Genomic DNA, 23,777 nt, shown 5'->3' with positions numbered 1-23,777 from the left:
CGGGTTCTTTTCCAGGGTTTTTACCGCAACTGCCGGCGTGAGGGAGTCTCATATGGAAAACATGTCATCGCGTTTGGAGATGCACGCTGACGGGCTGGCTGCAGCAGGGTACTAGGGTTCGCCGCGTATCGCGGAATCATTTGCGAACTGTTCGCCCTCTCCACGGAGCAATTCCCTTGCACCCTACTGACAAGGCGAATTTCTGTGTCCAGACAGAAGCGCTCTGCGTCGAGGATAAGGTCGTCACGGACACGCCCGTAGCGCAGAAGCTTCAGCCCAGTGCCGCCCGGTAGGAATGCGAACGGCACGATCGGATCGGCATGCCGGCCCAGAGCGCCGAAACTTCCCCTGCGGCAAGTGTCCCCGGGGCAAACTTCGTTCAGATCGGCTGATTAAAAGCCCGCAATCACGACCTCCCGTAAAGCGCGAGAGTTTGCCCGTTGACGAAACTTTGGTTCGCTTCGAGATCACGCACAACCAGGCGTCCGAAACTCCTGACGCTTAAAATTTCGTCGCCCACTCTTCGATGTTCGACTTATCGAATACCAACAGGTCCTTGAGATAAGCGCTGCCGTCCGCCTCCACGGTCATGTCGCCGAGACGACCGATCTTGGTGGTGCTGTTGGCTGCACCGTCGGTTTGCCCACGCGCGAGCATGCCGGCATACATGACGGCCGCGTAGCCGAGATCAGCAGGACTCCAAAGCTGGAACGTATCGGTCACACCGGAAAGCACGTTTGGCTTCATCTCCGAAGGCAGGCCGTGGCCCGTAACAAATATCTTGCCCAACTGACCTGCATCGGTAACCGCCCGGCAGGCGGAGACAATGCCGACGGCGGTCGGCGAGATAATGGCCCTCAAATTTGGGTACGCTTTTATGAGTCCCTGCGCCTCGCGATAGCTCTTGTCCGCCGCGTCGTCGCCATAGACCACGCCGACCAGCTTTAGCTTGGCATATTTCTCCTTCTGCCACTCCTCCTTCATCTTCTCGATCCAGAGGTTCTGGTTGGTTGCCTGCGAGGTTGCCGACAGAATTGCGACCTCGCCTTCGCCACCGAGCGTCTTGCTGATCATGCGCACGTCATTGGCGCCGATTAAGTCATCGTGCGGGGCGTTCACATGCATTATGCGGCCTTCCGGCGCGATCGCAGAATCGAAGGAGATGACCTTTATGCCACGCTGCATCGCCTTCTTGCCTGTAGGGATGAGGGCTGTGGCGTCGTTGGCCGAGATGACAAGAGCGTCGATTTTCTGGGCGACGAGCGCGTCGATGACCGCAATCTGCTGTTCGACGGTCGCTGCGGTCGGACCCGTGTAAACGAGTTCGACATTGCCTAGTTCATCGGCCGCTTGCTGACCACCATCGCAGGTCACGTCGAAATAGCTGATGCCCATGACCTTGACAACCAATCCGATGCGCAGCTTCTGCTGCGCGAAGGCGGGCCGCAAAGGTGCCGTTGACGTAACGCCAGCGAGCGCAGCACCGGACACGAGTTTCAAAAGCCGACGGCGATCCGGATTCATTGCTTCCTCCCATCTAGTTTCAAGAGATCGATATTGGGGCGCTCCAACAGAGGGACGCCAAATCGTCAGACAACCGCGCGCCAGACCTCCGGAACGAAGGCATAGCCACCGCCTCGTCGCTCGACATGACCGAAGGCAGGAAAGTCCAGGTGAATGCCGGCTACGCGAAGCCTGTCTGCAGCCGCCATATCCAAGGCACGCCGCCTGGTAGCCACAGCCAGATCGCGGTCTATGTCAAGAATCGTTGCTGCCTGGGGCGCCGTAAATTGTAGATGCGGCATATGAACAATGTCGCCCCAGATCATTACAGAGTCACCGCCGGATTCAATGAGCCAGCCGGTGTGGCCGGGCGTATGGCCGGCCTGTGTGACAGCAATGACCCCTGGCATGACGGGTCCGTCACGAACCGTCCGGATGCGCTCTCCATACGGCCGGGTAGCCCGCCGGAACCCTTCAAAAAATTCCTGCGGTTCGCCATCGGGTGAGCGTGAGGGCGACATGGGATCTCGAAAGAACTGGAGCTCGGCCTCGTTGACGACAAGTTCTGCGTTCGCAAACACAGCCTCACCGGCTTCATCGATTAACCCATTGATGTGGTCGGGATGCATGTGCGTGATCAGGATGGTGTCGATGTCAGCGGGAACAATGCCGATTGCCGCCAAGTTCCGGCAGACCATGCCCAACGTCGGTCCCGAACGCGTTCCACAGCCCGTGTCGACAAGCGCCACATGATCGCCGGTCCGGAGCAGAAAGGCATTCATCGTCATTTTGGGCGGAACCGGACGGAACGCCGCTGTTTCGATGCGGATGCAATCCTCCTGATCGATACCCGCGATCATATCGAAAGTGGCCTGAAAGGTACCGTCATTGACCGCAGTCACCGTCATGTCGCCGATGGCGATGTGATAGGCACCCGACGGCTGGCAGTGTGGTTTGGCTGCTGTCACGTCACATTCCCAAGGTTCTTCGGGAGGGTGCAAGCGGAGCGGAGAAGCGCCCAATCTTCAGCGGGCCGTCAACGCAAGCGCTCGGCGAAGCCTGGGAGCACGACCGCCATCCTCCAAAACGGCCGAGATGGCGAACCGGACGACCGCCATTAGGTCTCTTAGGACATGGTCCGAAGGAACGGAAATCGTAAATTGCCAAGCAACCATCGCGTTCGGCGATGAGAGATGGGGGCGATCGTCGCTACGAAGGTTTGCTCGGTCCTAAGTAGAGACCGCGCTCGAAGCCTTCATAGAGTTTCAGAGTGATCGGATCCCCGAAAGGCAGTATCTGCGTCATGATCACGCCGCCTATGCTTCTGTAGCGATCCACCCAGAAATAGGTATTGGCAAGGCCAGCCCAGGTCATGCTGCCGGCGCTACGCCCATTGGGCGAATCACTCGTATTGAGCAGAAAACTCAATCCCCATTTCTGCGGCATGCCAGGGAAAAAATCAGTATCGTTGGCGAGATCCTTCAACACCGAGGTGAGCACGCCTGCCTTGATGTCGCCGATGCTATTCTGGCCCATGAGTTCGACGGTATCCGGCTTGAGCACGACAGTGCCATCCTTGGCTCGCCCGTCATTCAAGAGCATCTGGATATAGGACGCGTAGTCGCCAGCGGTTCCGTAGATGCCGCCGCCGCCCATGAAGAATTCGGGCTGCTGGGAGATCTCATGCTCGATCGGAACAAGCGAGCCGTCTGCTTGGCGGCGATGCACGTCCGCCAGGCGCTCGCGCCACGCCGGTTTTATCAGAAACGCCGTGTCGTGCATCCCAAGGGGCGCGAACAGGTGCTCGCGCAGATAGTCCTCGAGCGATAGGCCGCTGACAGCTTCGACGACCTGCCCGGCCCAGTCGATGCTGATGCCATATTCCCATTTCTCGCCCGGATCGGCCACCAGAGGCTGAGCGAGCGAACTCAACTTGCAGTCGACTAGCAGCGGTATGTGGTTCTCGCGCATATAGCGCTCGACCGCCTTATTCCAAATGTCGTAGCCATAGCCGGATGTGTGCGTCAGCAGATGCCGGAGTGTGATCGGCCGCTTGGCCGGCCGCACCATTGGCGTGCCGTTCGCGTCGAAACCATCGAGAACCTCTGGTGAGGCAAGCGACGGCAGGACGCTTCCGATCGGCTCGTCCAGAGCGACCCGCCCCTGCTCCACCAATTGCATCGCCGCCGTCGCCACCAGGGCCTTGGTCATCGATGCGTACCAGCAGACTGTGTCCAGCGTCATCGGTGCGCGCCTGGTAAGGTTACGCAGGCCGAAGGCGCCCTCATACAGCCGGGTCGTTTTGTCGACCGCGATGGCAACGACGCCGGGCACGTCACCGCGCTGCGCCGCCCTGCGAAGCAAGGCGTCGATCGAATGCACATCGCGTGTGGTCACTATTGCGTCTCTCCCAGGGGCGTTGTCGTAACTGTCGGCGCCAGAACGGCGAGCTCGCCCGCTATGTCCTCCATCTGCTCGCCTCCTGCCATCAGCGACAGCAGTTCCGTGCTGCTCTTTTCACCGCGCTTGAAACTGGCCGCAACACGACCCTGGATCAGGACGGTGAACAGGTCGCCCACGAGCGTGGCATGATGTGCATTGTGCGTTATGAAGACAATGCCGACACCCTCGGCACGCGCCGCCTGTATGAAGCGCAGCACGGTAGCGGCCTCCTTGACACCAAGTGCCGATGTCGGCTCGTCCAGAATCAGGACGCGGGCGCCAAAATACATAGCTCGCCCGATTGCAAGCACCTGTCGCTCACCCCCCGATAGCGATCCCACCAATTGGTTGCCGTCGCGCACACGCGTGATCCCGAAGCGCCTTATCTGCTCCACGGAGACGCGGTTCGCCTTCTCGATGTCTAGCCGCTGGAACGGCCAGACACCTTTCTTGGGCTCGGCGCCAAGAAAAAAGTTCCTGCCCACGCTCATCAGCGGAATGGTGCCGATATCCTGATGCACTGTGGCGATACCGCGCGCTCGGGCATCGCGCGGATCGGTGAATTGCGTTTCCACGCCATCAAGTAGGATCTTGCCTTCACTAGGACCGTGAAAGCCCGACAGGATCTTAATTAATGTCGACTTGCCGGCACCGTTGTCACCTAGAAGGCAGACCACCTGCCCGGCTGGAACGCTAAGAGACACGTCAGTAAGCGCCTGGACGCCGGCAAAGCGCTTGGAGACGCCTTGCAGTTCGATGAGGGGGCGGTTTTCAGAAGCCATGCAGAACCTCGCGCTGTCGGCTAGCCAGCGCTCATGGCGAGGCGCCGGAAGTAGTGATTGGTGATCACGGCCGCCATCAGCAGAACGCCGAGAAAGAGCTGGACCCAGTCGGTGCTCCATCCGGTGTAGAAGATGCCGATATTGATGACGCCGAAAATGACGGTGCCGAGAAACACCCCGAACGCGGAGCCGTAGCCGCCGCCGAGCAGGACGCCGCCGATTACGGCGACGATCGGTGCCTGAAAGACATAGCCGAGGCCGGCAGTCGCGTTGCCGGAATGATATCCGATCGCCTGGATGACACCGACAAGGCTCGCGCCAAGACCGGTCATCATGAACAGCACGATCTTGACAAAACCTGTCGGTACTCCGGCGCCGCGCGCCGCGACAGCGTTTCCACCGGTCGCGAATATCCAGTTGCCGAACGCGGTCCTCGCCAGTACCCAACCGCCAAAGATCGTGATGGCGAACCACCACAGGATCGAGATGTTTGCCTGGCCCCAGTTCGATGCGAAGACAGCATCTGAAAGCGGTGTCGACTTCACCGAGACCGAGGTGGTGTTGCTGAGCAGCCGCGCCAGGCCAAGTGACAGGCCGCCTATGCTGAAACTGCTGGCAAGCGTCACGATGAAGGACGGCAACCCGGTGCGCACGACAAGGAGACCGTTCAGGACGCCGACAGCCAGGCCAAGTGCAAGGGCGGCTGAGATCATGAGCCACACGGAAAAGCCAAACAATGTCGTGCCGATCGCAACCGTGATCGACGCCGCGCCTACCACCGCGCCGACCGACAGGTCGAACTCGCCCGCAACCATGAGAATGCCGACCGGTATGGCGATGATGCCGAGCTCGGCTGCGGTGTTGAGCCATCCGGCGGTGCCGTCGAAGGTTACGAAGCCGTACCGATAGGCCGTCGCCGCGAAGAAAGCATAGACGAAAACGGTGGCTACGAAGGCACCGAACTCGGGTCTGCGCACTAGACTGGACGGAGACCAGCTCCGCATTGGCCGGGAGGTGGCGGCCGATGCGTCACGCAGCGCCTGGGTTTCCAATGTCATGAGCGTCATCCGGCAAGTGCTGGGATTGGTTGAGAAGATCCGAGGGACAGTGAAGGCAGGATCTCGGGCGCGCCACGATCGCAGGGAGCTGGCGCGTAATCAGGACGCCCCTCTGACGCCGGGATAGGTCCCGTTGACTTTCAGCACCTCGTCAACATTGTCCTTGGTGATCATCAGCGGACCGGTTGATATCTGACCCATTGGCAGCATCTTGTATTGCACATACTGGTATGCCGCGAGCAAGGCGTAGTAGCCGTCGAGATATGGCTGCAGGTCGGCGATGAAGAGCAGGTCGCCGTTCTTCAAGGCTTCGAGCGAGCCGAGCGACAGGCCGAGCGAAGCATTGACGATCTTTCTTCCGCTCTGCTTGACGGCCTCCACGGAAGCAACGCCCTGCACGGCGCCAATGGTCCAGATCGCATCGATCCTCTGATCGCTTTGCAGCGCACCACGGATGGCGCTGCTGACAAAAGTGGGGTTGCTGGCATCGGAGAACTGGATGGTCAGGACCTTGGAGTCGCCTCCGGCCGCCTTGAAGGCATCGTTATAGCCGAGGCAATCCAGGTCCAGCGTGGTGTTGCCGGGAACGTGATTGACGCAAAGGCCGAATTTTGCACCGGCCTTGATCTCCCTCTCACCAACCGCGCGACCGAGGTCACGGGCGCTGAAGCCTACGTATGAAATCGCGCCGATATCCCGCCAGGAAGCGCCACCATCATGCTGAATGATGACCGGGATGCCGCTGGCCGTGATCTCCTTGATGATGGGGTCGAGCGTGTCCGGGAAGTAGTTGCCTATGACCATGGCGGCCGGCTTCTGGCTCGCGGCCTGCTTCACCAGCTTGGCGTAGTCGGCGACGAAATTGTTGGGATCGGTGCCGGTGATCCACTGGTAGTCGACATTGAGGTCACGAGCAGCGTCGTCGCCGCCCTTCTTCATCGCGCCGAAAAAGGGATCCCATAGCGGGCCGCCCAGCATGACGATGCGCGGCTTGTCCTGGGCGCTGGCGGCACCGGCCGCGCTTAGCGAAGCCAAGACGCAGACACCCAAAAACGCAACTGCGGCCACGCCGCGCCGTGCCAGCGAAGCTGGTAGCATGTTCATGATCTCCTCCCAAAAGAACCGGCCGATAAGACCGACATGAATTGGTCTAGGTCAAACGGCTTTGGGCGCTAAGTCGTGGTTGAGCATCCAACCATCGCGATGCGCGAAGCTTGCCGCGACGACTTGCTTGGCCGCGGAGGCAACGCGGCTCAGCCGAGCTGCTTTGTCATACGGACGCGCCGCGCACGCTCGCCGGCTGCGTTCAAGGTCAGCGCAACCAGAAGGATCAGGCCGTACATGATCTGGATGTAGAAGATCGAAACCTGCGCCAGCGTGAACAGGGTCTGGATCAGGAAGAGCAGCGTGCCGGCCGCGGCTGCACCCAGCATGCCCCCTCGCCCGCCGGTCAAGGCGATGCCGCCCAGCGCGACGGCAGCGATGGAGGTCAACGTGTACGGAACGCCGACGCGTGGATCACCCGAACCGAGGGCAGCGGTAAACACCAGCCCAGCGATCGCCGCCAGCACGCCGCCAATGACGTAGGCGATGATGCGCACGCCCGCCACATTGACGCCCGATGCGTAGGCAGCGCGCGCATCCCCTCCAACGGCGAGCAGGTTGCGGCGGTAGCCTGTCCGCTCGAACGCCAGCCAGACAAGGCCAAGCACGATGAGCAGGACGAGCATCCCCGAAAGTCCGCCATAGCTGCCTGCAAGACCGAGCAGCCATTGCGGCGCCAGACCGCCGGCCATGGGCAGCATCTCTAGCGTAATGCCCTGGAAGGCGAGGAACGTGCCCAAGGTTGCGATTATCGGCTGGACGCGCACGACTGCGATGAGGAAGCCGTTCAACAGGCCGGACAAGATGCCGACGCCCAGCGAAGCGCCGATGATTGTCACCGGATCGGCCCACCCATTCGGCACGAGGATCGACGTCACCATGGCATTGACGAGCCCCGCAAGCGGCCCGACCGAAAGGTCGATCCCGCCCTCTCCTGAAAGCACGGGCGCGGTCTGGGCCATGGCGGTGATGATGAACGGCGCCACGCCGATGAGCATGCCGTTCCAGTTCGTCACATCGGTAAAAGCGGGGCTAGCGAAGGCGTTGAGAGCAGTGAAAATGACCACCGCAATGAGCACGGGCCATGCGTAGCTGCGGTCGCCGAGCCACTTCATGTCGAGGTCTCCAGTCGGCGTTGCGAGAACATCGCATCGATCAATGCGCGTTCACTAAGGTCGCCGCGCTCGACGATCGCGCTGACGGCGTGATCGTGAAACACAACCACCCGGTGGCAAAGCAGGCACAGTTCCACCAGTTCGGTCGACAGCATCAGGATGGAAACGCCGCTCAAAGCGAGATTATTGAGCACCTCGTAGAGGTCGCGCTTGGCACCCAGATCCACACCACGCATCGGATCGTTCAACACCAACACACGCGGTTGGGTGGCGATCAGACGCCCGAGTAGCGCCTTCTGCTGGTTGCCGCCACTCAGCGCCGATATCGGCGTGTCGAGCCCAGCCATCTTGACCCTGGTCCGCCGAGTGACCTCGCCGGCGACCTCTATCCGCTTCCTTGTGCCCAGCACACCCCAACGGGCGAATGAGCCGAGCGCCGATACGGTCACGTTGTCGAGCACCGACAGCGGGGCGAAGATACCCTCGGATTTGCGGTCGCGCGGCAGGAACGCGATCTTCGCGCGCGCCGCGTCGCGTTGCGACCGTATGGTCATGGTCCCGACGTGCACTGTCCCCGTGGGCGCGCGACGCAGACCAGCGATGCACTCCAGCAGGGCGACCTGGCCGTGCCCCTCCAGCCCCCCCACGCCAATGATCTCGCCGCGACGAAGGTCGAGATCCAGTGTCGGCTTGCCTTCGAGAACCGACAGGCCTCGCACGCCGACGATCACCTCGGCATTGGCGGGAATAGTCTCGCCGCAGCCTTCGCCTTCCGCCGCCCGCGCACCTTCGCGCGTCGACATCAGGTCGAGCAGGATTTCGCTCGATACTGCGCCGCGCTCCAGCGATGCGACGCTCCGGCCAGATCGAAGTACCGTCGTGCAATCGGCAAGGGCGTGAATCTCGTCCATGCGATGCGAGACAAATAGGATCGATCGCCCTTCGCCACGGAAACTTCGTAGCACTTCGAAGAGACGATCGCGGTCTTCGATATCGATCGCGGAGGTCGATTCATCGAGGATAAGCAGGCGCCAGGGCCGCATAAGAGACCGTGCGACGCCGATCATCTGGCGGTTGGCGAGCGATACCGTGCCGGCCAGCCGCTCGATATCAAGATTGCCGATACCGACAGCCGCCAGTGCTTTCCGCACGGCTTCGCGCTCGCGCAAGGGGGTCATATTGCGACGGATCATGCCGTCCAGGCCCAACATGACATTGTCACGAATTGACATGTCTGGAAGGACCAGCGTCTCCTGGAACACCGTAGCAATGCCGGCGTCCTGCGCGGCACGCGGATTCGCGAAACTGGCTTGCCGGCCGAGCCAATCCAGTGTGCCCGCTTCTGCGCGGACGATGCCGCTGAGTATCTTGATCAGCGTGCTCTTGCCCGAACCATTCTCTCCGACAACGGCATGGATTTCGCCCTCGCGGATCGACAGCGAGCAGGAATCAAGCGCGATCGTTTCGCCAAATGTCCGGCGAAGCCCATCCGCGGACAGAAGCAGCGGCATGCCCTTGCGGTCGGCGGGCGGTTCTATCGCGCGCTGATGGACCGCGCTGTTCATATGCGCATACTCAGATGCGGTTCGCGGCCATAGAGCGCCACGAGCCCGACGATCAGGAAACCGAGGAATATCTGCTGTGCCGCCTGGTCGAGCCCGAGACCGACAAGGAGGGTGCTAAGTTCTGTTACGACAAGGCAGCCGGCAATTGTGCGCCCATAGCCGCCGCGCCCGCCGGTCAGCGGCGTGCCGCCGACGACGACTGCTGCGACAGTGGTGAAGAGGTAGGCTGCGCCGACGGTCGGATCGGCCGCTCCGCTGAAGCCTGCAAGTAGAATGCCCGTCGTCGCTGCCAGGAAGGCACTGAGCGCGTAGACACTCATCCAGACGAGCAGCATCGGCACGCCGGCCAATTCGGCGGCGCGAGGATTTGCCCCTGCGGCGAACATCCAGCGGCCGAGCTTGGTCTTGCGCTCGAGGAATAGGATGCCGCCGGCGATGAGCAGCCAGATCACCACGGAGCCGGGCAGCGGGATGGGACCGGTCTTGCCGATAACCGAAACCATGTTGACGAGCCAATCAGGCACAAAGCCCGAAACCTCGCCATGCGTCCCTGCCCAGATGGCGCCAAGGATGATCGAGCCACTCGCCAGCGTCACCACGAGCGGGTTGAGCTGCAGGTATCGGGATGCAAAGCCGTTTGCCAGACCGATCAGCGTCGCCAGCGCTAGAATGAACACGGCCGCAGCAAAAGCGGAATAGCCGGCGCCGTAAAGCAGCGCGAACAGCACGTTAGACAAGCCGATCACAGCCGGGATCGAAAGGTCGAAGCCGCCGATGACGATCGTCAGGGTCTGGCCGACCGAGGCGATGCCAAGCAGACTGGAAAGCAGCAGAAGCGACAGCAGGCTTATGACGCTGGCATAGCCGGGAATGAAGACGTTTATGACAAAGAAAAGGATGAAGGCGAGGAGAAACGGGGCCAAAGGCCCGGCCACTCGTTGGATGGTCTTGAGGGACAAGTCGGTCAAAGTGCGACTACCATTCATACCCGACGGGTGTGATCCTTTGAAAAGCAATGCCGCGCACGGTGCGCAACTCCCTTATGGGTGCCCGCGCTGAACGCGAGCACCCATCGTGGTGCATTTCACTGCGGCTGGGCGTTGGTCGAGACGATCTCAACCTTGGCTCTCGGCTCGCCGCCGGTGAAGAACTGCTCGAAATACGAGTCCGGCACGAGGTGCAGGTCCTTGCCGTTGGCGAAGCAGGTGCTTTGCACGGTCATGGAAGCGTCGTAGTAGTCATTGAAGTTCTCCGCCGTGATGCTGGGCAGCGGCATGAAGATGGTGTTCACCTTCGGTTTTTGCCCGGCCATCATGTGCAGTGCAGGAATGAAGGCGGAATAGGCCATCGGACCGCCATCCTGGACAAAGGTGTTGGCGGTGAGGTTCTTTTCCTTCCAGTAAGCAAGCAGGCTGCAAAGGTTGGTGACTTCGGTGATGATTGGAAGCGCACGGCCCGATTGCTCGAACGCTTGGCCCACGCCAACGCCCATATTGCCTGTCGAGAACACAGCGTGCACAGGCTCAGGATGCGTCGCCAGGAACTTCAGCACCTCGGTTTTGGCCACCGACCCGGTCCACATGCCAAACAGGCTGCCGGCGACCTTAATGTCGGGAAACGCCTCGACGGCCTTCCGGAAACCCGTCTCCTGAGCGACCGTGTTCGCGGTCCCGGGCTGTCCGTTCATGATGAGGGCGGTACCTTTGCCGCCCAATTGCTTGGCGATCCACTCACCTTCGTACTGACCGCGATAGTAGGGATTGGTCGCTACGTTCAGCGCTTCCGGGCAGGTGACCGTCGAGTCGATGGTTACGAAAAGGATGCCCTTGTCGAAAGCCTCCTTGATGCCCGCGCAAAGGCCGGTCGCAGACCCCGGATAGCTCATGATCAGGTCACAGCCCTGCGCGATCTGCGCCTTCAGCTGCGTGAGCTCGAGGTTGATGTCGCCGTTAGAGTTCGTGACGTTGAGTTCGGGTTCAGCGAGGCCTTGATCGGCCAATTGCTTGGTCAGCGCCTTCAGCTCCGCCACAAGGTTGGCGCGCCACGAATTCCCAAGATAGGAATCATTGTGGCAAATCTTCCATGGCGGCGCATGGGGCTTCCAGTTAGCGAACGGATCGGCGACTATATTGGTCGCATACCAGTAGCCGCCGTAGTATTTCTGCGCCTCCTTCGGCACGGCGGCCAGCGCGGCTGCCTGCTCCTCGGCCGTCGGATCGGCCGCGTGACTAGCCGCCAGCCCGACCAACGAAAATGCTGCCGTGCAGGCCGCCACGGTGATCACGCGGGCGAACCGTACGGCTCTGTTCTTCCAGGTAAGCATGCTCTCCTCCCCTTTTTATCATGAGGTTCGCAAACCGCCGGAAGGACGAATCTAACCCTCGCCATGAGGGGTCGCTCATAGCAAACGTTAAAGACCCTCCCTGCTGGCCTGTTTGGAACAGAACCCCTGCGATGGTTATAGGAGACACTGACAATTCAGCCGAAGTCGTCGTTGGCTATGCGGCCATCGCCCCAGACGATGTCCATGGGCGCGCTCCGCAGTTGGGACTGTCACTAGGTGAGGCGACTTCCTCAGGGCAAGACGGGCATCTTGTAGTTTGCCAGGAACTCCGACCAGCCTGTATTGATGTGCACTTCCATCGCACCCGTAGCGCCCTCAACATCGCCCCGCTCCAGAGCGGCCAGAAGCGTCACGTGTTCATCGAAAACGCGCGACTGCCTGCCCGGCATCTGGCTCAGCAAGTCGAGCGGATATTTGGCCCAGAGTATGCGCACGAAATCGAGCGTCTGCGCCTGGCCTGCCAGTTCGTATAGCCGGAAGTGGAAGCGAAAATTCTTCTCCCGGCAGGCGGCGCGGTCGCCAGCCCTGGCGGCCATGAGAAGATCGTGGTTGATGGCTTTGAGAACGTACAGATCGTTCGGCGACATGCGCCGCGCAGCTTCCGCGGTCAGGCGCGTTTCAAGCAACTGTCGTAACTGGTAGAGTTCCTCGGCACCTTCGATCAGGAAGGGTGCGACGATCGCGCCGCGATGGGCACTCACCGCCACATAGCCCTGGGCTTCCAGCAGCCGCAGCGCCTCGCGCACCGGCGTGATCGAGACGCCGAGCATCTTGGCGATCTCGGCCTGCTTCAGCTTCTGTCCACGCGCGAGGACACCGACGATGATCTTTTCGCGCAGCACTTCAGCAATCTGATACTCAGCCGTCGTCCGTGATTTCAAAGACCAGTCGCCGCTGTCGTCGGCGAGACTGCGCTTGCTGATCTGTTGCTGCAATGCGTCGAGCGGCTGGTGGTCAGTCATTCCTCATTTCCGAAGCCGACACTCGAAACTGCTGGTCGACCTACATCAGGATTTCCATGTTCGTCCCGTTCCCGCAACCACAATCGAGCGGTTCAGCGTTCGACGGGCATCAGAATATTGATTTCTTCAGCCGGACTCTTGAGATCGGTTGATTTCGGCCTCTTGGCGAGTTGGGATCACGGTGGATTTTTTCCCATCGCGCACCCTAACGGAAGCATGGAGGAGTATCGTCAGTGAGCGACAAGGACCAGTTGGTCATTCCCGTCAAAGCCGTCCGCGATGGCGTCAATAAGGACCCGGAGTTTGCGATTGCCGCCCGCTTCTGGAACGCCCGCATCCGCTTCTACAGCAACGAGGCGGACGAGTATTTCATGGAGATCCGGGATGGCCGCGTCGTGGACTTCCAGCAAGGAAGCGACGGCTACAAGTCGTCGACCATCTATGTCGGCGGGCCGCGGGAAACCTGGCGCGACATCCTGAAGCCGGCGCCGGCGCGCTTCTGCAACGACTTCTTCCCGGCGGCGATCCATCGCGGCATGCGGCTCGGCGGCGATCTGTCGTCGCTCTATGCATATTACAGCGCCTTGCAGCGAATCCTCGCCGTGATGCGCCAGGAGATCAACGGCGTGAAGGCTTGAGGGACGGATGATGGCAAAGTTTGCAAAGATGGAATGCGGCTATCTGTATCTGACCCTGGATGACACCGAGTACCGTATATACCTCGAACAGGCTGGCACCGGCATCCCGGTGCTGCTGCAGCACACGGCAGGCACCGATGCGCGCCAATGGCGGCACCTTCTCGAGGATGAGGAACTCACCCGGTATTTCCGTTTCATCGCGTGGGACTTGCCCTACCATGGCAAGTCGCTGCCTCCCCTCACCCACCGCTATTGGGAGACTGGCTACAAGCTCAAGATGGACTGGTTCCTGCGCTACGTGCTCGAGTTGTCAAAGGCGCTCGAGCTCGACAGACCCGTCTTCATGGGCTGCTCGATGGGTGGGCTGCTGGCGACCGATCTGGCGCTTTACCATCCCGAGCATTTTCGCGCCGCGATCGCGCTTGAGCCTCTTATCAAGAGCCCCGAGCCTGGCACGCTGACAGACTGGTACTGGCACCCAACGACATCCAACGACACACGCGCCGCCTTGCAACACACACAGTGTTCGCCGAGCAGCCCGGAGGTCTACCGCCGCGAGACGATCTGGATGTACAGCCAGGGGGCGCCGTCGGTCTTCCCGGGCGACCTGCACTATTATGTCGAGGAGCATGATCTCACGGATACGGCCAAGGATATCGACACGGCGAAGATCGACCTCTATTTGCTGAATGCCGATTACGACTGGTCGGCGACGGTCGAGGAAGGGCGTCAGCTTGCGTCGATGATACCCGGCTCGAAATGGGTGCATATGCGCGACATGGGCCACTTCCCCATGGCCGAGAACCCGGCGAAGTTCCGGGAGTATATCGTGCCAATCCTCGATGAGATCAGGGCGAAGTCAGCAAAGCGCACCGGCTGATACCGCCCCGGGAGGCCAGCGAAAAACGCAGGAAGCAAAATCGTCGACGCTTTTTCCAACCTGGGTCCTGGTTTACTTGACGCTGCCCGCCGTCAGCCCGCCGATCAGCCACCGCTGCGCGAACAGCCCGATCAGATAGACCGGTATAATGCCGGTGAGAGACGCTACCGCCATCTGGCCGAAATTTATCAATCGCTCGCCCTGGAAAAGAGCTATCGCCACCGGCAGCGTTCGGCTGCCTTCGTCATTGCTGAAGGCGGAGGCGAGCAGGAACTCATCATAGGCGAGGATGCCACAAATCAAACCCGTTGCCACGAGGCCTGGCGCCATGACTGGGCCGACAAGGCGAAAGATGATCGTGAAATACCCAGCACCGTCGATCTTTGCCGCTTCGTCGATTTCCACGGGCACCCGTCGCAGGAAGCCTGACAACAGCCAAAAGGCCACCGGCAGGTTGACTATCCCGTTGACCAGGATAAGGCCAGACAGGCTGTTGAGCAGACCAAGCCGACGCAGAAGCAGAAAAAGCGGAATGAGCGCGACCACCGGCGGCGCCACGTAGGTCGCCAACGTGAAGGCCGGAAGGAAGCGCCCGCCGACCTTCAACCGCACCATGGCGTACGTGGCTGGAAAGGCGACGGCGAGCGTCAGCAGGCTGCTACAAACCGCGACCAGCAGCGAGTTCGCCAGCAGGCGAAACAGTGGGATGATCTGGAAGGTGTTGATCCAGTTCGCCAGTGTCGGTGCCTGCGGCAGGAAATACCCGGTAAGCACCTGGTCTGGCGTCTTGAAGGAAACCGAGACGAGATACGCAATCGGCAACACAAAGAAGCCGACCATGACCGCGGCACACCCTGTTGCGACCCGGCCCCGCGACTTCCCCCCAGCTTGACTGGAATGGCTCATCCCGACCTCGTTTCGCTGCGTTTGTGAAGCCAGGTGATAGGCAGGGTGACAATACTGACGAGGATGGCGAACACCAGCGTTTGGGCTGCGGCCAGACCGACATCGAACTCCTGCATGGCAGTGCGCCATATGCGGAAGGTGGTGACGGTGGTGCTGAATCCCGGCCCGCCGAATGTCAGACCATAGACGAGGTCGAAGAGCTTGAACGCGATCACGACGCGCAACAGCAAGATGGCAAGCAGCGTCGGCATCAGCATCGGAAGCGTGATCTGCCAGAAGATCGTTCGCGGCGACGCGCCGTCGACACTTGCCGCCTCGAACACCTCGTCTGGCAAGGTCTGGAGCGCCGCATAAGCGAGGATCGCCACGAACGGCGTCCACTGCCAGGTATCGGCGACAGCGACCGAAAGGAAGGCTGCGGGCATGGTGCCGAGGAATGAGACCGGCTGGTCTATGATGCCGGTGCGCAACAGCACGCCGTTGAGCAGGCCGCCGGCGGGCGCAAGGATCAATTTCCAGGCCACGGCCACCATCATGGGCGGCGTCATCAGCGGCAACAGGATAAGGCTGCGCACCCACCTCGCCTGCTTCAGACTTGAATGCAGCATCATCGCGATCGCCAAGCCCAGTGCGAGCTGGATCAATGCGACGGGAATTGCGAAAATCGTCGTCCTCAACAGGGCCGCCTGAAAGTCGCCATCGCGCTGAATGGCGGCAAAGTTGGTCAGAACCGGCCAATGCTGGAACTGCCGCCCCAGCGAGCTCTTCGACAGCGACAACGCAAGCACGTCGAGAAACGGATAGATGGCAAAGGCGGAGAGGCCGAGCAGCAGCGGCGCGACCAGAAGGAACCCTGCCAATCGCGAGCCGCTTACCGTCGCTCCGGCCGATGTGGAAACCGGGTTGCCTCTATCCATTCAGCATTGCAACCCAAGCCGCCTGGGCATCATTCATAGCCTGCTCGGGGGTCTTGGTCTGAGCGAGAACCAATGCAAGTTCGTCAGCCAGGCCTTGCAGCATCTTGGACGCCAGTGCCCCGGTAGGCCAGGCAAGCGCGCCATTTAGTGCCTGGGCGCCAGCAGCCTGAACCTTCGGCGCCGCCGCCTTGTACTGGCTGCTGTCGAGAACCGACGTGAAGATCGGATCGATGCCACTGCCGGGAGTCAGTGTCAGCTTGAGGTTCATTTCCTTGCTGCAGGCAAACTTGACCAGTTCCCAAGCGGCGTCCGGCTGCTTCGAGCCGGCCGAGATCGCCAGGCCGAAACCGGCGTCGAGCGAGCCGCGATGCTGTTTGTTGGCGCCGCCAATCGGCATCTGCACCACGGTCCACTTGTCAACAATCTGCGACATTGCCGGATCCTGTGCGTTGACCCCGAGATCGGTCCAGAACTCGATCATGGCCGCCTTACCGGAGAGGAAGGCCGGCAATCCTTGCTCGAACCCGGTTTCCAGCGGCGTCGGCAGAGCATACGGAGCAACGTTAAGCATGGCCTGGACGGCCGCGATGCTGACTTCCGAATCGAGCAACGGCTTGCCGCTGGCATCGAAGAAATCGCCACCCAGACCAGCCAGCCGGTTGGTGTAGCTGCAGCCTATCATGAAAGGGTTTTTCACACCGAGCAGCGCGGTGCCGAAGATGCCGTTCGCTGTCTCGGCCTCCGTGATGACCTTCGCCGTCGCCAGATATTCGTCCCAAGTCGTGGGCGGCTTCTGGCCGCTCCGTTCCAGGATCTCGGTGTTGACGAACAGCACGTGCGAATCGCCGTCATATGGCACCCCCCAGCGCTTTCCCTTGTACAGTGTGTAGGGATCGTAGATCGACGGCAGGAAGTCCGCAGCGGCATAATCCTTGGCAATGCGGTCGGTAACGTCGACGACCGTGCCGTCTTCGGCGAGCGCGCCGAGCAGACAGTACCAGTAGTCGATGACGTCGTAGACGTTGGATCCGGACTGGACGTCGAGGGTCGCCTTTTGCTGGATCTGGTCGTTGGGAACCGGCAGTACGTTGACCTTCGCGCCGGTCGCCTTGCCGAACTCGTCTGCAACTATGCGTCCACCGGTGACGTGCGGCTGGATCACCATAAGATTGAGTTCGATACCCTTGAGATCGGGCGCGCTCCATGCCTGCCGCGGCATCAGAGCGGCTGCCCCCAGCATTGCTGACGTGCCGAGCAATTGCCGTCGTGTCAGCGACATTTGCTGCATGAGTTCCATCAAGTTACTGCTCTTCATTGCGCATTCCTCCACCAGCCTGCTTCTTAGTCGTTTTAGAAAGAGCCGCCTGGTAGCTCCTATTCCGCCCCGGCGTACGCATGTGGCGGTCAAGCACTTCGCCCTCACGCACCCCAGGCTTCTGCAGCGAAGTCACGAAGCAGCGCGGCGAACCTCGACCGACCGTCCGCGTGCCCGGAAACGGCAACGCCAATGCCGATCGCAGCAGGCGCTCCAAATCGCGCGGGCAACTGGATTGCGATGACGAGGTCGTCCTGGGCACTCAGATCGCGACAAACCGCGAAGCGATCGACGCGGTGCATTCGCAGCTCGTTGACAAGATCCTCCACATTGACCGCATGTGCAGCATCGCCGACGGCGTTCCCGTGCCGGAGAATGCCACGTACGTCATTCTCGTTCTCTGCTAGAAGCAGCATCCTGCCCAGGGCGTCCCTGCCAATCGGCAACTTCATGCCGGGACTCAGGCGATTCGTCCTTGGCTCGGCCGACGGCCAGGAGACATGCACATATTGAACGTGCACCCCATTGCGGACGCCAAGCCGGACATTTGCATTGGCCTCGATGCTCAACGCATCCAACGCCTGCAGCAGGCCGCTGCCCTGGAGAAACGTGTCGTGGACCCAGTTGCTCAACAGCACGGAGCGGACGCTCGGTAGGTATTTCCGCGTCTTGCGATCGCGCGCTATGAAACCTGCACCGCTCATGGCCTGTAGCAGCACGGACGAACTTGACTGGGGGATTTCGAGCGCGCAGGCGATTTCCGAGACCGACAGCGGGCGGCGGAGAGCAGCAAAGAGTTCAATGATTTCGAGCGGGCGCGTCGCCGATCTCAGGATGCTGCGGTTTGGCCGGGCTGGCAGGCGGCCGGCGTGATGACGATCGCATCCGGCCGCGCTCACTTCGGCGTCAGCTGCTTCGTTCAGCATCCCGGTTCGTCCAGAGAAAATTTCGGTAATGCGATGCCATCGGCGATGCGGTCGAACACCACATGGACGCGCGCACCAATCCTGAGGTTCGCCTGCCCGCCGACCAAATTGCTGACGACCAGCGGGCCTTCGTCAAGCCGCACCAGACATGTACGGTAGGGCAAGTCTGCCTTAAAGCCGTCCCAATAGGCGCGATGGAAATCCGCCCAGGACTGCAGCGTGCCTTTTCCGCTCGCCGGTTTCCAGGTCTGGCGGTCATTCAGGCACCGAGGGCATACCGGCGCTTCGGGAACATGAGCGTCGCCGCACGCATCGCAGGTCTGCAGCGCGTAAATTGACTTGAGCGCATAGTCCCAGAACGGCCTGTTCAAGGGCGTAATCTTGGGCAACGGCTTTGCCTCTACGGATTTCTCGGAAGCGGAAGCGCCATACGCCATGTCAGCCGTCACGCCCGCGTATAAACGATCGTGCGCGTGCATGGTGTTGCTTGCACGTACGTCACGACTTCACAGTCCTCAACCTGCCGATCGCCGCATTCGCCACGCAGTTGGCGCACCGCCTCGACGTTGAGGGCCCAGCCCTGCATATACGAATTGGACAGATGGCCGCCGTCCGTGTTGGTCGGCAGCCGGCCGCCAAGTTTCAACGCTCCGCCCTCGACGAACCGGCCGCCTTCGCCGCGCGGGCAGAAGCCAAGGCCTTCGAGGCTGAACAGCACGGTCGGACTGAAATTGTCGTAACACATCAATGCATCGACATCGGCGGGCTCGACGCCGGCCATGGCGAACGCCTCATCGCCCGATGCCGAGACCTGATCGTGCCAGAAGTCGATGTGAAAATTCTCTATGGACGAGTTTCGATAGGCCTCGCGCCCCGAAAATCCGCTGATCCGAACCGGCGGCTTGGCGAGATCAGCGGCCCGCTCGCTTGTCGTGAGGATCAGGCAGACGGCGCCATCGTTGATCAGGCAATAATCGAATAGGCGCAGCGGGGCGACGATCGGACGGGAACTCTCATGGTCGTCGATAGTCATTGCCTCCTTCATCACCGCGCCGGGATTGAGTTGCGCATGGCTGCGGAAGGCCACGGAAACTTCAGCGAGTTGCCGCGTCGTCGTACCGTAAAGCTCCATGTGGCGACGGAACATCATGGCGTGGGCGCCGCCGGGCGAGGTGAACCCCCAAGGGTCCCAATGGCCCGGCATTTCACCTCCGCCGTAGAAGACGCGGCGAGATCGGCCGATGTTGGCGTAAAGCAGCGCGACATATTTCGCCTGGCCGCTCGTCAAGGCGATCGTTGCCTCGATGAGGCCGATGCCCGACATGCGACCATGCCCCGGTAGGGTGATCGTCCAACGCGGATCAAGTCCCAGGACTTCGCCCATCCGGTAGTAGCTCGGAATACGACATGTAAGCAGGCCGTCGACCGCGCCCTTGTCCAGTCCGCAATCTGCAACCGCGTTGCGAAACGCCTCAGCCGCCAGGCCATACTCGTCCATGTCGGGAAAGTTGCCGTACGCCGTCGTGCCGACGCCCACCACCGATACTTTATCTCGAAGCCCAGAAAAGCCTTGCATCGTCCCTCCGTAATGGATGATGCATTTTATTTTATTTTGGTCAAGAGGTTCGGAACCATTTCAGAGGCCGCGTGTCCCGACATAAATCGAGTAAAGAGACGAGGCAGCGGCTATGAACAGGCGATTGCGCTTGGGCCGCCAAACGTCAGGTTTGTGACGGGTTTCCGGGACCGCAATCTTACCGATTAATTCCCCCTCGGGGCTGATGCAGTGAACACCATCAGCCGCCCTTGTCCAGATATTGCCATCGAGGTCCACGCGGAACCCGTCAGGCACCCCGGCATCGATCACGGCGAATGTCCGGCGGTTGCCAAGCCCACCATCGGCCGCTACGTCAAAAGCTAGGATCTCATGTGCGCCACCCAGGCGTGTGCGTCGCGCCTGAGTCGGCAACGAAAGGATTTTCTCGGTGGGCGAGAAGGCCAGACCATTGGGCTTGTCCAGTTTGTCCGTGGCGATCGCCAGCTTGCCATCGAGGGGATCAAGGCGGAAAACGCAGCGGCGCCCAAGCTCGCTGGAGGCGCGGTTTCCTGTGTAATCGCTGAGAATTCCATAATCCGGGTCGGTAAACCAGATCGAATCATCCGAGCGTACGACGATGTCGTTTGGCGAGTTGAGCTGCTTTCCATCGTAGCTATCGGCGAGAACGGTCTGCCTCCCGTCAAGTTCGGTGCGGACGACGCGACGATTGCCGCTCTCGCAGGTGAGCAGACGCCCTTGGCGGTCCCGGGTGTTGCCATTGGCGTTGCCGGACGGATGGCGAAAGACGACCGGTGGCTGCCCTTTGGCGACAGTAATATTTGCTCTGCCGGAACGTCGCTAAGAAGGAGAATCTCGAGATCCGCAAAACAGACCGGACCCTCCGCCCACATCATACCGGTGTGAAGACGCTCCAATGGCGCATTGGCCACGACATAGCGCCGGAAGCCTTAAAAATTCAGGATCGAAATTTCTTCTGCACTTTTTCCACCACCCGAGGTGAATTGGTTTGACCCCCGCAATTTCTAATTGACAGGCGCCGCTTCTCAATGCCTAATTTTATATAATGCATTATCTTGCCGAGCAAACTCCATAAATGTGGTTGCTCAACATCAACGCTGAGACGGTCCAAACACCCTTCATGACAGCTGCAAGAGTTGAACCCCGGTCGACCGCTCTGGCGTCCGACACCGCCCCCGGAATGCTGTCTGGCCTTCGAGTGATCGAGGTGGCGGACGAGACGGCGGAGTATTGCGGCCTGCTGCTTGCAGGACTCGGCGCCGAGGTGATCAAGATCGAACCAGCAGGCGGCAGCCCGACGAGGCGCATCGCCCCGTTCTGTTCTGAGGAGCCCGACCCCGAAAAGTCGCTCTATTTCTGGGCATACAACCGCGGCAAGAAATCCGCCGTCGCCGATCTGGATACCGCAGGCGGTCGCTCGATGTTGGTCCAGCTCCTGGGTACTGCCGACATCCTGCTGGATGCTAGCTGCGGCATGTTGAATGAACAGCTTGGGCTGACCCGCGAAGCCTTGGCGGCGCGGTACCCCTCGCTCGTCATCGCCCGCATGACGCCTTTCGGCGATGACGGCCCTTGGAGTACCTTCAAGGGGTCGGACCTGGTTCATCTGGCGCTCGGCGGCGTCATGATGAATTGCGGCTACGATCCGGATCCATCGGAACAGTACGACCTACCGCCTATCGCACCGCAAATCTGGCATGCCTACCATATTGCCGGTGAGCAACTCATGATTGGCATTCTTGCCGCTCTGATCGAGCGGACCACCTCGGGTCTCGGTCAGGATATCTCCTGTGCCATCCATGAGGCGGTAGCCAAGAGCACCGAGATCGATCTGATGTCATGGGTGATGCGCCGAGCGCCGCTCCATCGTCTGACATGCCGTCATGCCCTGGAGGCAGTGTCGCGTGTCCCCAACATCAGTCACACCAAAGATGGTCGCTGGTACATGACCTGGGGTGTTGGCGCCCGTGACAAGGCCAATCTCGTGCCGTTCCTCGAGCGTTTCGACATGGCTGCGGACCTCGAGGCGCCCACAGCCGATGCGGACTTTAACGCACGCAGCGTCCCGGGCTCGTCGAAGATGGACGACGCCACCTCGCACACGCTGGAAGTGGTTCAGCGTTTCGTCCGCGCCCACACATATGACGCGACGCCCTGGCAAGAAGCTCAGGCAGCGGGATTGCTCTGGGCACCGGTGCGCAAGCCGCATGAGAATGCACAAGACGAGCATTGGCTGAAGCGCGGCGCCATCACCAAGGTCGATCACCCTGAACTTGGGCGCAGCTTCCATTATGCCACAAGCAAATGGCTGAGTTCGGAAACACGATGGCAGGCCGGCAAGCGCGCGCCGCTGCGCGGTGAGCATACGGGCGAAGTGAGCAACACCTCAAGGCAGGCATCGCCAAAGGTAGCGGCAGAGGCGACCCTGAAACCGGCGCTCTCAGCACGCAATCGTCCCTTTCCTTTGCAGAACGTCCGCATCTTTGACTTCTCATGGTTTCTTGCTTCGGCGGGCGGAACGCGCTTTGCTGCTGCGCTTGGCGCCGAGTGCATCAAGGTCGAATGGAAGGAAAACCCAGACACACGCCTCGCCGCAATGGCACCCGTTGGCGGCCGCACGGCGCGCGAGGCCGCGACCGGCCCACTGCCGGGCGTCAGCGATCCCGACATGGGCGGCCAGTTCAACAATAAGAACACGGGCAAGCGCGGGCTCTCGCTCAATATCCGCCACCCGAAAGGTATCGATATCGCCAAGCGGCTGATCGCAATCTCCGACGTCGTCGCCGAAGGCTTCTCTCCGGGCGTCCTCGATCGGTTAGGCCTGGGGTATGACGTCCTGCGCAGCATCCGTCCCGATATCATCTACGTCCAGCAGTCCGGCATGGGCAGTTACGGCACCTATGGCCGACTGCGCACCGTTGGGCCTATCGCTGCCTCGTTTGCTGGGATGAACGAGATGTCCGGTCTTGCCGAACCGGCGATGCCTGCCGGGTGGGGCTATTCCTATCTCGACTGGATGGGGGCCTATGGCTTCGCCCAATCGCTCCTCGGTGCGCTGTACTACCGCTCGGTCACCGGCAAGGGTCAGCATATCGATGCGTCCCAATGCGAAGCGGGCATCTTCCTTGCCAGCCAGGCCATCCTTGATTGGTCGGCAAACGGGCGAGTGTGGCAGCGTACCGGCAACCGCTCCCCTTATGGCAATGCCGCGCCGCATGGCGCCTATCGTTGCCAGGGGGCGGATCGCTGGATCGCGATCTCGTGCTGCGACCAGCGGTCATGGGCGGCGCTCGCCCATGCCGCGGGCCATCCTGAATGGCTAACCGATCCACGCTTCGCCAATATTGCGGCTCGTCTTGTCAACCAGGATGCACTGGACAAGGTGGTTGGAACGTGGACCGAGGGCGTTGAGGCCTATGACTGCATGAGCCGCTTGCAAGCAGCTGGCGTGGCCGCTGGCGTATGCCAGACGGCGGAGGATCGCTGCGATCACGATCCGCAGTTGCGGAGGTTGGAGTGGCTGACCGAAGTGCCTGGGACAAGGATCGGGACGTGGCCCGTGGCCGAAGTGCCGTTCAAACTTGGCCGCACACCCGCGCATGCAGGCGGATTGATCAACCGCGGAGCGCCTTGTTACGGCGAAGACAACGAATATGTCCTCGGTGAACTCCTCGGCCACTCAACAGCACAGATCCGCTCGTTCAAGCACGAGGGCGTTATTTGACCTCGGCAAGAATCCCAGGC

General features: G+C 60.9%; 21 protein-coding genes. 3 read left to right on the top strand and 18 right to left on the bottom strand.

Features of this window, described 5'->3' with window-relative positions; genetic code table 11:
* Window positions 1–501: 501 nt before the first annotated feature.
* The 11 genes from rhaS to AC0L3E_RS02810 all read right to left on the bottom strand — a co-directional run bounded on the left by rhaS (window position 502) and on the right by AC0L3E_RS02810 (window position 12,848).
* Window positions 502–1,524 carry a rhamnose ABC transporter substrate-binding protein gene (rhaS, locus tag AC0L3E_RS02860; protein WP_473604174.1) on the bottom strand — a complete coding sequence of 341 codons (1,023 nt, stop codon included), beginning with the start codon at window positions 1,522–1,524 and terminating at the stop codon, window positions 502–504.
* A 65-nt stretch (window positions 1,525–1,589) separates the two neighbouring features.
* A complete protein-coding gene (locus AC0L3E_RS02855) occupies window positions 1,590–2,471 on the bottom strand; it encodes an MBL fold metallo-hydrolase (RefSeq protein ID WP_024504918.1) in 882 nt (293 codons plus the stop codon).
* Between the two features lie 241 nt (window positions 2,472–2,712).
* The gene (locus AC0L3E_RS02850; RefSeq protein WP_473604369.1) at window positions 2,713–3,885 is read right to left on the bottom strand and encodes a serine hydrolase domain-containing protein; all 1,173 of its coding nucleotides are present in this window, start codon (window positions 3,883–3,885) and stop codon (window positions 2,713–2,715) included.
* Window positions 3,886–3,899: 14 nt separating this feature from the next.
* The gene (locus AC0L3E_RS02845; protein ID WP_024504916.1) at window positions 3,900–4,727 is read right to left on the bottom strand and encodes an ATP-binding cassette domain-containing protein; all 828 of its coding nucleotides are present in this window, start codon (window positions 4,725–4,727) and stop codon (window positions 3,900–3,902) included.
* A gap of 20 nt (window positions 4,728–4,747) precedes the next feature.
* Window positions 4,748–5,785, bottom strand: a complete 1,038-nt coding sequence (locus tag AC0L3E_RS02840; RefSeq protein ID WP_245469493.1) for an ABC transporter permease — start codon at window positions 5,783–5,785, stop codon at window positions 4,748–4,750.
* Window positions 5,786–5,884: 99 nt separating this feature from the next.
* Complete coding sequence (locus tag AC0L3E_RS02835) at window positions 5,885–6,889, bottom strand: substrate-binding domain-containing protein (protein WP_024504914.1); 1,005 nt, start codon at window positions 6,887–6,889, stop codon at window positions 5,885–5,887.
* A 149-nt stretch (window positions 6,890–7,038) separates the two neighbouring features.
* A complete protein-coding gene (locus tag AC0L3E_RS02830; RefSeq protein WP_128307777.1) occupies window positions 7,039–8,004 on the bottom strand; it encodes an ABC transporter permease in 966 nt (321 codons plus the stop codon).
* On the bottom strand, window positions 8,001–9,569 hold the full coding sequence (locus tag AC0L3E_RS02825; RefSeq protein WP_024504912.1) for a sugar ABC transporter ATP-binding protein: 1,569 nt from the start codon (window positions 9,567–9,569) through the stop codon (window positions 8,001–8,003). Before AC0L3E_RS02825 ends, AC0L3E_RS02830 begins: the two co-directional genes overlap by 4 nt.
* The gene (locus AC0L3E_RS02820) at window positions 9,566–10,492 is read right to left on the bottom strand and encodes an ABC transporter permease (protein WP_024504911.1); all 927 of its coding nucleotides are present in this window, start codon (window positions 10,490–10,492) and stop codon (window positions 9,566–9,568) included. Before AC0L3E_RS02820 ends, AC0L3E_RS02825 begins: the two co-directional genes overlap by 4 nt.
* Before the next feature lie 161 nt (window positions 10,493–10,653).
* A complete protein-coding gene (locus tag AC0L3E_RS02815) occupies window positions 10,654–11,853 on the bottom strand; it encodes a substrate-binding domain-containing protein (protein ID WP_164752878.1) in 1,200 nt (399 codons plus the stop codon).
* 290 nt (window positions 11,854–12,143) lie between these two features.
* On the bottom strand, window positions 12,144–12,848 hold the full coding sequence (locus AC0L3E_RS02810; RefSeq protein ID WP_473604173.1) for a GntR family transcriptional regulator: 705 nt from the start codon (window positions 12,846–12,848) through the stop codon (window positions 12,144–12,146).
* Window positions 12,849–13,108: 260 nt separating this feature from the next.
* Here AC0L3E_RS02810 and AC0L3E_RS02805 point away from each other — a divergent pair, with 260 nt between their 5' ends.
* Window positions 13,109–13,513, top strand: coding sequence for a hypothetical protein (locus AC0L3E_RS02805; RefSeq protein ID WP_024504908.1), 405 nt, complete (start codon window positions 13,109–13,111; stop codon window positions 13,511–13,513).
* Window positions 13,514–13,523: 10 nt separating this feature from the next.
* Window positions 13,524–14,393, top strand: a complete 870-nt coding sequence (locus AC0L3E_RS02800; RefSeq protein ID WP_024504907.1) for an alpha/beta fold hydrolase — start codon at window positions 13,524–13,526, stop codon at window positions 14,391–14,393.
* Window positions 14,394–14,465: 72 nt separating this feature from the next.
* On the opposite strand, the gene AC0L3E_RS02795 is transcribed toward AC0L3E_RS02800, so the two are convergent.
* From AC0L3E_RS02795 to AC0L3E_RS02765, 7 genes are all read right to left on the bottom strand, one after another.
* Window positions 14,466–15,233, bottom strand: a complete 768-nt coding sequence (locus AC0L3E_RS02795; protein WP_245469699.1) for a carbohydrate ABC transporter permease — start codon at window positions 15,231–15,233, stop codon at window positions 14,466–14,468.
* Window positions 15,234–15,295: 62 nt separating this feature from the next.
* Window positions 15,296–16,216 (bottom strand): carbohydrate ABC transporter permease, encoded by a 921-nt coding sequence (locus AC0L3E_RS02790; protein ID WP_024504905.1) that lies wholly within the window; start codon window positions 16,214–16,216, stop codon window positions 15,296–15,298.
* Entirely contained in the window at window positions 16,209–17,624 is a 1,416-nt protein-coding gene (locus tag AC0L3E_RS02785; RefSeq protein ID WP_473604171.1) for an ABC transporter substrate-binding protein, read from the bottom strand. The genes AC0L3E_RS02790 and AC0L3E_RS02785 overlap by 8 nt, the downstream gene beginning before the upstream one ends.
* An 11-nt stretch (window positions 17,625–17,635) precedes the next feature.
* On the bottom strand, window positions 17,636–18,457 hold the full coding sequence (locus AC0L3E_RS02780; protein WP_024504903.1) for a helix-turn-helix domain-containing protein: 822 nt from the start codon (window positions 18,455–18,457) through the stop codon (window positions 17,636–17,638).
* Complete coding sequence (locus AC0L3E_RS02775; RefSeq protein WP_196815414.1) at window positions 18,451–18,936, bottom strand: Zn-ribbon domain-containing OB-fold protein; 486 nt, start codon at window positions 18,934–18,936, stop codon at window positions 18,451–18,453. The genes AC0L3E_RS02780 and AC0L3E_RS02775 overlap by 7 nt, the downstream gene beginning before the upstream one ends.
* The gene (locus AC0L3E_RS02770) at window positions 18,903–20,033 is read right to left on the bottom strand and encodes a thiolase family protein (protein ID WP_032899524.1); all 1,131 of its coding nucleotides are present in this window, start codon (window positions 20,031–20,033) and stop codon (window positions 18,903–18,905) included. The genes AC0L3E_RS02775 and AC0L3E_RS02770 overlap by 34 nt, the downstream gene beginning before the upstream one ends.
* A 60-nt stretch (window positions 20,034–20,093) precedes the next feature.
* Entirely contained in the window at window positions 20,094–20,744 is a 651-nt protein-coding gene (locus tag AC0L3E_RS02765) for an SMP-30/gluconolactonase/LRE family protein (protein WP_473604368.1), read from the bottom strand.
* 364 nt (window positions 20,745–21,108) lie between these two features.
* Here AC0L3E_RS02765 and AC0L3E_RS02760 point away from each other — a divergent pair, with 364 nt between their 5' ends.
* Window positions 21,109–23,757: a CaiB/BaiF CoA transferase family protein gene (locus AC0L3E_RS02760; RefSeq protein WP_473604170.1), complete on the top strand. Its 2,649-nt coding sequence runs from the start codon at window positions 21,109–21,111 to the stop codon at window positions 23,755–23,757.
* The last annotated feature ends 20 nt before the right edge of the window (window positions 23,758–23,777 follow it).

Source organism: Mesorhizobium sp. WSM4822, assembly GCF_055811155.1.
The sequence above is the reverse complement of the archived record's forward strand: the minus strand, read 5'-3'. Positions and strand labels throughout refer to the sequence as shown.